This window comes from Pseudomonas sp. GD03858, assembly GCF_029840925.1.
Classification (GTDB): Bacteria; Pseudomonadota; Gammaproteobacteria; order Pseudomonadales; family Pseudomonadaceae; genus Aquipseudomonas.
This window is the reverse complement of the sequence record NZ_JAOCDM010000068.1, coordinates 21,413-27,427: the sequence shown is the minus strand read 5'-3', so window position 1 is coordinate 27,427 and position 6,015 is coordinate 21,413. Positions and strand designations below refer to the sequence as shown.

Genomic DNA, 6,015 nt, shown 5'->3' with positions numbered 1-6,015 from the left:
AATCCACACACCGCTCCTGGCCCATGCTCTCGCGCATCGTCGCCGCCGTGTTCGGCGGCTATGCCTTCACCTACGCCTTCACCGCCGCGCTGGCCCGGCTGCTGCCGCTGGAGCCGGTGGACGCGCTGATCGTCGCCACCGTGCTGTCGTTCGCCGTCTACACCGGCGCGATTCTCTGGGCCTTCGCCTGCCGGAGCGCCAGGCGCGCCTGGGCCGGCATGGCCCTGGGCGTGCCGCTGGCGCTGATCGGCTTCTGGCCGCAACTGATGGAGCGCCTGGCATGAAAGCCCGAACCATCACCCAATCGCTGTCGTGGCTGCACACCTGGAGCGGGCTGCTGCTCGGCTGGGTGCTGTTCGCGATTTTCCTCACCGGCACCCTCGCGGTGTTCGACAAGGAAATCGACGGCTGGATGCGTCCGGAGATCCCGGCTCATGCCCAGAGTCCGGCACAGGCAGCGCAGACGGCCCTGGACTACCTGCAAGCCACGCACCCCGAGGCGCGGACCTGGAACATCGGCCTGCCCACCGAGCGCTCGCCGACGCTCAGCGTGTCCACCGGCGAGCAGCGCCGCGGCGGCGGCCTGGCGCTGGACCCTGAAACCGGCGAGCCGCTGGCGGTGCGCGAGACGGCGGGGGGCAGCTTCTTCTTCCGTTTTCACTTCACCCTCGACCTGCCGCGCACCTTGGGTATCTGGGTGGTGGGCCTGGCCGCCATGGCGATGCTGGCAGCGCTGGTCAGCGGCATCGTCATCCACAAGAAGTTCTTCAAGGAGTTCTTCACCTTCCGCCCGGCCAAGGGCCAGCGCTCCTGGCTGGACGCGCACAACGCCACGGGCGTGCTGGTGTTGCCATTTCACCTGATGATCACCTACACCGGACTGGTGATCTTCTACCTGATCTACATGCCGGCGGCGTCCGATGCGCTGTTCGACGGCGATCGCGATGCGCTCACCCGCGCCTTGCGTGGCGTGCCGACGCAACAGCACGCCACGCAAGGCCGCCAGCCCCGGCAGGTGGCGGTCGAGGCGGCGCCGCTGACGGCCTTGGCGCCGCTGCTGGCCGAGGCCGAGCGCCAGCTGGGGCCGGTGGCCAGCCTGTCGATCCACAACCCTGGGCGCGGCGATGCACGGATCGAGGCACGCCCGCTGCTGGGCAATCGCATCGAGCTGACCAAAGGCCAGAGCATGCTGTTCGACGGCGTGAGCGGCCAGGTGCTGCGGGCGCCGCCCGAGAGCCGGCCGAGCCTGCTCACGCAGCGGGTCATGGCGGGCATGCATTTCGCCCAGTTCGGTGGCTATGCGATGCGTTGGCTGTACTTCGTCTGTGGCCTGGCCAGTTGCGCGATGATCGCCACCGGGCTGGTGCTGTTCACCGTCAAGCGCCGGCGTCGGCATGATGGCGAGGGGCGGCTGGGCGCGGTGCTGTATCACGTCGCCGAACGGGTCAATGTCAGCGCGATGGCCGGCCTGGCCGTGGCCTGCGCGGGCCTGCTGTGGGCCAACCGCCTGTTGCCGGTGGGGCTGGAGCAACGCGCTGGCTGGGAGGTGCGGGTGTTCTTCCTGGCCTGGCTGGCGACCCTGGCGCATGCCAGCCTGCGCCCCTGGCGGCGGGCCTGGCAGGAACAGCTCTGGCTGGGCGCGCTGCTGTGCCTGGGGCTGGCGTTGCTGAACCTGGTCACGCCGAGTCGCGGGGCTCATCCGTGGCTGGAAATCACGGCCCTGGTCATCGGCATGCTGTTGGCCGGGTGTGCCTGGAAGCTCGGGCGGCCGGCTATGGCGCGGCCAGTGCGTGTTCGTGCGGAGGTCAACTGAATGAACCTGGCGATATCCAGCGGGTTGCTGCTGGCCTACGGCGGCATGCTCGCCTTGTGCATGGGCCTGGAGCGGCATTACAAGCAGGCCTGGGGGCGTTTGCCGCCGCGCTGGCTGCGTCGCGGCTTGCGGGCACTGGGCTGGCTGGCGCTGGCAGCCAGCTTCGCCGCCAGTGTCGTGGCCTGGGGTTGGGCGATGGGGCCTATCGGCGGGCTTGGGCTGGTCTCGCTGGCGGGGCTGGCCCTGGTGCTGCTGCTGCCTTACCAGCCGAGGCTGGCGGCGGGCGTCGCCGTGGCGGGCTGGCCGTTGCTGGGGCTGGCCGCGCTGCTGTCCTGAGGCGCTTTGCGCATTTGCCATCCGTGTGGCGGCTCTCCATACTCCGCTATGTCGCGCCGACCACACGACCCCGCGTCCTTGCACAAGGTTGGCCGATAAACCGTGCTGTTAGCCGTTTCCTCCGACTCGAAGTGGAAGTGACGGATGTTCGATAGACGCAGGTTCCAATCCCGCCCATTGCGCCTGGCAGGCGTGATGTTCGCCGCACTGCTGCTGGCGCTGCCGGTCGACGCGGCGGAAAAGTTCAAGGTGGTCACCACCTTCACCATCATTGCCGACATGGCCCGCAATGTGGCGGGAGACGCCGCGGTGGTCGAGTCGATCACCAAGCCCGGCGCCGAGATCCACAATTACTCGCCGACCCCTGGCGACCTGCGCCGCGCGCAGGGGGCGCAGCTGATCCTGTGGAACGGCCTGAACCTTGAACTGTGGTTCGAGAAGTTCTTCCAGCGCCTGCACCAGGTGCCGGGAGTGGTGGTGTCCGACGGCATCGAGCCCATGGGCATCGTCGCCGGTCCCTACAGCGGCAAGCCCAATCCCCATGCGTGGATGTCGCCGCGCAACGCCCTTATCTACGTGGACAACATCCGTGACGCACTGGTGCGCCATGATCCGGCGCACGCTGCGACCTACCAGCGCAACGCCGACGCCTACAAGGCGCGCATCGAGGCGACCATCGCGCCGCTGCGCGAGCGCTTGGAGCAGATCCCGGCAGACAGACGCTGGCTGGTCAGCAGCGAAGGCGCGTTCTCCTACCTGGCGCGTGATTTTGCCCTGAAGGAGCTGTACCTGTGGCCGATCAATGCCGACCAGCAAGGTACGCCGAACCAGGTGCGCACGGTGATCGACGCGGTCAGGGCCCATGCCATCCCGGCGGTCTTCAGCGAAAGCACGGTGTCCGACAAACCCGCGCGCCAGGTGGCCCGCGAAACCGGCGCGCATTATGGTGGCGTGCTGTATGTCGACTCCCTGAGCACACCGGACGGCCCGGTGCCGACCTACCTCGACCTGCTGCGGGTGACCACCGACACCATCGTCCGCGGCCTGAATGCGGTGGCCAGCCCATGAACTCGCACAACCAGGCGCTGGAAGCCGGGATCGTCGTGCAGGGCGCGACCGTGACCTATCGCAATGGCCATACCGCGCTGCAGGATGCCAGTTTCACGCTGCCGATGGGCACGATCACCGCGCTGGTGGGGGTCAATGGCTCGGGCAAGTCGACCTTGTTCAAGGCCATCATGGGCCTGGTGCGCCTGGCCGCAGGGCGGGTCAGCGTGCTGGGGCTGCCGGCCGAGCGCGCCTTGCGGCAAAAATGCACGGCCTATGTGCCCCAGGCCGAGGAGGTGGACTGGGACTTCCCGGTGCTGGTCGAGGATGTGGTGATGATGGGCCGCTACGGGCACATGGGCCCGCTGCGCATCGCCCGCCGCGCCGATCATGAGGCGGTGGACGCGGCGCTGCGCCGGGTCGACATGCAGGCCTTGCGCAAGCGCCAGATCGGCGAACTGTCAGGCGGCCAGCGCAAGCGCGTGTTCCTGGCCCGGGCCCTGGCCCAGGACAGCCGGGTGATCCTGCTCGACGAGCCGTTCACCGGGGTCGACGTGAAGACCGAGGACCAGATCATTCAGTTGCTGCGCGAGCTGCGCGCCGAGGGGCGGATCATGCTGGTGTCGACCCACAACCTCGGCTCGGTGCCCGAGTTCTGCGATCGGGTGGTGCTGATCAAGCGCACCGTGCTGGCCCACGGCCCGACCGACGAGGTCTACACCCGGGACAATCTCGAACGTGCCTTCGGCGGGGTGCTGCGCCACTTCGCGCTGCTGCCGGGCGATCCGGCGCAGCAACCACCGGTCAGCGTGTTCAGCGACGACGAGCGGCCACTGATCCTGCGCAATGGCCTGCCGGCACGTCGCGAGCCGGGCAGCGACAGCGAGGCCGACGCATGATCGAACTGCTGCTCGAACCGTTTGCCTACGGCTACATGCGCAATGCCCTGTGGGTCTCGACCCTGGTCGGCGGGGTCTGCGCGTTCCTGTCCTGCTACCTGATGCTCAAGGGCTGGTCGCTGATCGGCGATGCGCTGTCCCACGCCATCGTGCCGGGCGTGGCCGGCGCCTACATGATCGGCCTGCCGTTCTCCCTCGGTGCGTTCTTCGCCGGCGCACTGGCCTCGGCCGCGTTGCTGTTCCTGCAGCGGCGCACGCGACTGAAGGAAGATGTGGTGATCGGCATGATCTTCACCTCGTTCTTCGGCCTGGGCCTGTTCATGGTTTCGCTGTCGCCGACCTCGGTGAACATCCAGACCATCGTGCTCGGCAACATCCTGGCGATCACCCCGGGTGACACCTTGCAGCTGGCGATCATCGGCCTGGTCACCCTGGCGGTGCTGCTGGCCAAGTGGCGCGACCTGATGCTGACCTTCTTCGACGAGCAGCAGGCGCGCGCGGTCGGTATCCGCCCGACCGCGCTCAAGCTGCTGTTCTTCGCCTTGCTGTCGGCTTCGACCGTGGCCGCGCTGCAGACGGTGGGGGCGTTCCTGGTGATCTGCATGGTCATCACCCCGGGCGCGACGGCCTATCTGCTCAGCGACCGTTTTCCCCGGTTGCTGGCCATCGCCGTCGCCATCGGCGCCCTGACCAGCCTGGCCGGCACCTACCTGAGCTATTACCTGGACGGCGCCACCGGTGGCGTGATCGTGGTGCTGCAGACGCTGATCTTCCTGCTGGTGTTCGTCTTCGCCCGCAAGCACGGCCTGCTGGCCGCCCGCCGTCGTCGGCGCCAGGCGCTGCTGGAGGTTCGCCCATGAACCTGCTGGATCTGCTGCTGGAGCCGCTTCGCTTCGACTTCATGGTCTATGCCATGGCCATCGCCGTGCTGATCGCCATCCCCATGGCGCTGCTGTCGTGCTTCCTGGTGCTCAAGGGCTGGGCGTTGCTGGGCGATGCAATCGCCCATGCGGTGTTTCCTGGCGTGGTGATCGCCTACATCGTGCAGATTCCCTATGCCATAGGTGCCTTTGTCGCGGGTATGTTCTGTGCCGTGGCCACGGGGTTTCTCAAGCAGAACAGCCGCATCAAGCAGGACACGGTGATGGGCATCGTCTATTCGGGCATGTTCGGCCTGGGGCTGGTGCTGTACCTGAAGATCGAGTCCGATGTGCACCTGGATCACATTCTCTTCGGCGACATTCTCGGCGCCGGCCCCCAGGACCTGTGGTTGTGCGCGGCTATCGCCGTGCTCACGGCGCTGGTGGTCGGCGGCAAGTGGAAGGACCTGATGTTGCACACCTTCGATGCGGTGCAGGCCCATGCGGTCGGCCTGCGCACCGGCTGGTTGCACTATGGCCTGCTGTGCCTGATCTCGCTGGCGGTGGTCGGGGCGCTGAAGGCTTCGGGGGTGATCCTGGCGATCGCCTTGCTGATCGCCCCGGGGGCCATCGCCGCGCTGCTGACACGCCAGTTCCGGCACATGCTGTGGGTGGCGTTGCTGGTGGCCGTCGGCTGTTCGTTCCTTGGCGTGTACTGCTCGTTCTACCTCGACAGCGCGCCGGCGCCGACCATCGTCATGGCCTTTGCCGGGGTGTTCGTGCTGGTGCTGGGGTGGCAGGCGCTTGGGCGCAGGTCTGGGGTGTCCGAGGCGAGTTGAGTGGTGGGGTTTCCAGGTGTTCGGCGTTGGAGTTGCAGCGCCTATCAGATCGAGCGCCGCCCGCGCGGCGCATCGCGACGCAAGGCCGCTCCTACATTTGTTTCGGGCCAGTCTCTCCTGTGCCATTACCTGGTCCGCCTTGTTGGTACGACACGGTATCAAGGCGGGTACTGCTGGCGCCTCGCCTGACTTGAGGCATGCACCAAGGCGGGCGGCGCTAC

Annotated in this window: 7 protein-coding genes; all 7 read left to right on the top strand. The window is 67.5% G+C overall.

Annotation, left to right across the window (positions count from 1 at the left end; genetic code table 11):
- Nucleotides 1-23: 23 nt before the first annotated feature.
- The 7 genes from N5D48_RS17235 to N5D48_RS17205 all read left to right on the top strand — a co-directional run bounded on the left by N5D48_RS17235 (nt 24) and on the right by N5D48_RS17205 (nt 5,794).
- Nucleotides 24-284 carry a DUF3649 domain-containing protein gene (locus N5D48_RS17235; protein ID WP_279886488.1) on the top strand — a complete coding sequence of 87 codons (261 nt, stop codon included), beginning with the start codon at nt 24-26 and terminating at the stop codon, nt 282-284.
- Nucleotides 281-1,813 (top strand): PepSY-associated TM helix domain-containing protein, encoded by a 1,533-nt coding sequence (locus N5D48_RS17230; protein ID WP_279886483.1) that lies wholly within the window; start codon nt 281-283, stop codon nt 1,811-1,813. Before N5D48_RS17235 ends, N5D48_RS17230 begins: the two co-directional genes overlap by 4 nt.
- Nucleotides 1,814-2,149: a DUF3325 domain-containing protein gene (locus N5D48_RS17225; protein ID WP_279886480.1), complete on the top strand. Its 336-nt coding sequence runs from the start codon at nt 1,814-1,816 to the stop codon at nt 2,147-2,149.
- A 144-nt stretch (nt 2,150-2,293) separates the two neighbouring features.
- Nucleotides 2,294-3,217: a metal ABC transporter substrate-binding protein gene (locus N5D48_RS17220; RefSeq protein ID WP_279886477.1), complete on the top strand. Its 924-nt coding sequence runs from the start codon at nt 2,294-2,296 to the stop codon at nt 3,215-3,217.
- Complete coding sequence (locus tag N5D48_RS17215) at nt 3,214-4,095, top strand: manganese/iron ABC transporter ATP-binding protein (protein WP_279886474.1); 882 nt, start codon at nt 3,214-3,216, stop codon at nt 4,093-4,095. The genes N5D48_RS17220 and N5D48_RS17215 overlap by 4 nt, the downstream gene beginning before the upstream one ends.
- The gene (locus tag N5D48_RS17210; protein WP_279886471.1) at nt 4,092-4,955 is read left to right on the top strand and encodes a metal ABC transporter permease; all 864 of its coding nucleotides are present in this window, start codon (nt 4,092-4,094) and stop codon (nt 4,953-4,955) included. Before N5D48_RS17215 ends, N5D48_RS17210 begins: the two co-directional genes overlap by 4 nt.
- Entirely contained in the window at nt 4,952-5,794 is an 843-nt protein-coding gene (locus N5D48_RS17205; RefSeq protein ID WP_279886470.1) for a metal ABC transporter permease, read from the top strand. Before N5D48_RS17210 ends, N5D48_RS17205 begins: the two co-directional genes overlap by 4 nt.
- Nucleotides 5,795-6,015: the final 221 nt, after the last annotated feature.

Excerpts from the sequence above, each read along its gene's own strand:
- N5D48_RS17215 (WP_279886474.1), top strand. The coding sequence starts at position 3,214 with ATGAACTCGCACAACCAGGCGCTGGAAGCCGGGATCGTCGTGCAGGGC.
- N5D48_RS17220 (WP_279886477.1), top strand. The coding sequence starts at position 2,294 with ATGTTCGATAGACGCAGGTTCCAATCCCGCCCATTGCGCCTGGCAGGC.
- N5D48_RS17225 (WP_279886480.1), top strand. The coding sequence starts at position 1,814 with ATGAACCTGGCGATATCCAGCGGGTTGCTGCTGGCCTACGGCGGCATG.
- N5D48_RS17235 (WP_279886488.1), top strand. The coding sequence starts at position 24 with ATGCTCTCGCGCATCGTCGCCGCCGTGTTCGGCGGCTATGCCTTCACC.
- N5D48_RS17205 (WP_279886470.1), top strand. The coding sequence starts at position 4,952 with ATGAACCTGCTGGATCTGCTGCTGGAGCCGCTTCGCTTCGACTTCATG.
- N5D48_RS17210 (WP_279886471.1), top strand. The coding sequence starts at position 4,092 with ATGATCGAACTGCTGCTCGAACCGTTTGCCTACGGCTACATGCGCAAT.
- N5D48_RS17230 (WP_279886483.1), top strand. The coding sequence starts at position 281 with ATGAAAGCCCGAACCATCACCCAATCGCTGTCGTGGCTGCACACCTGG.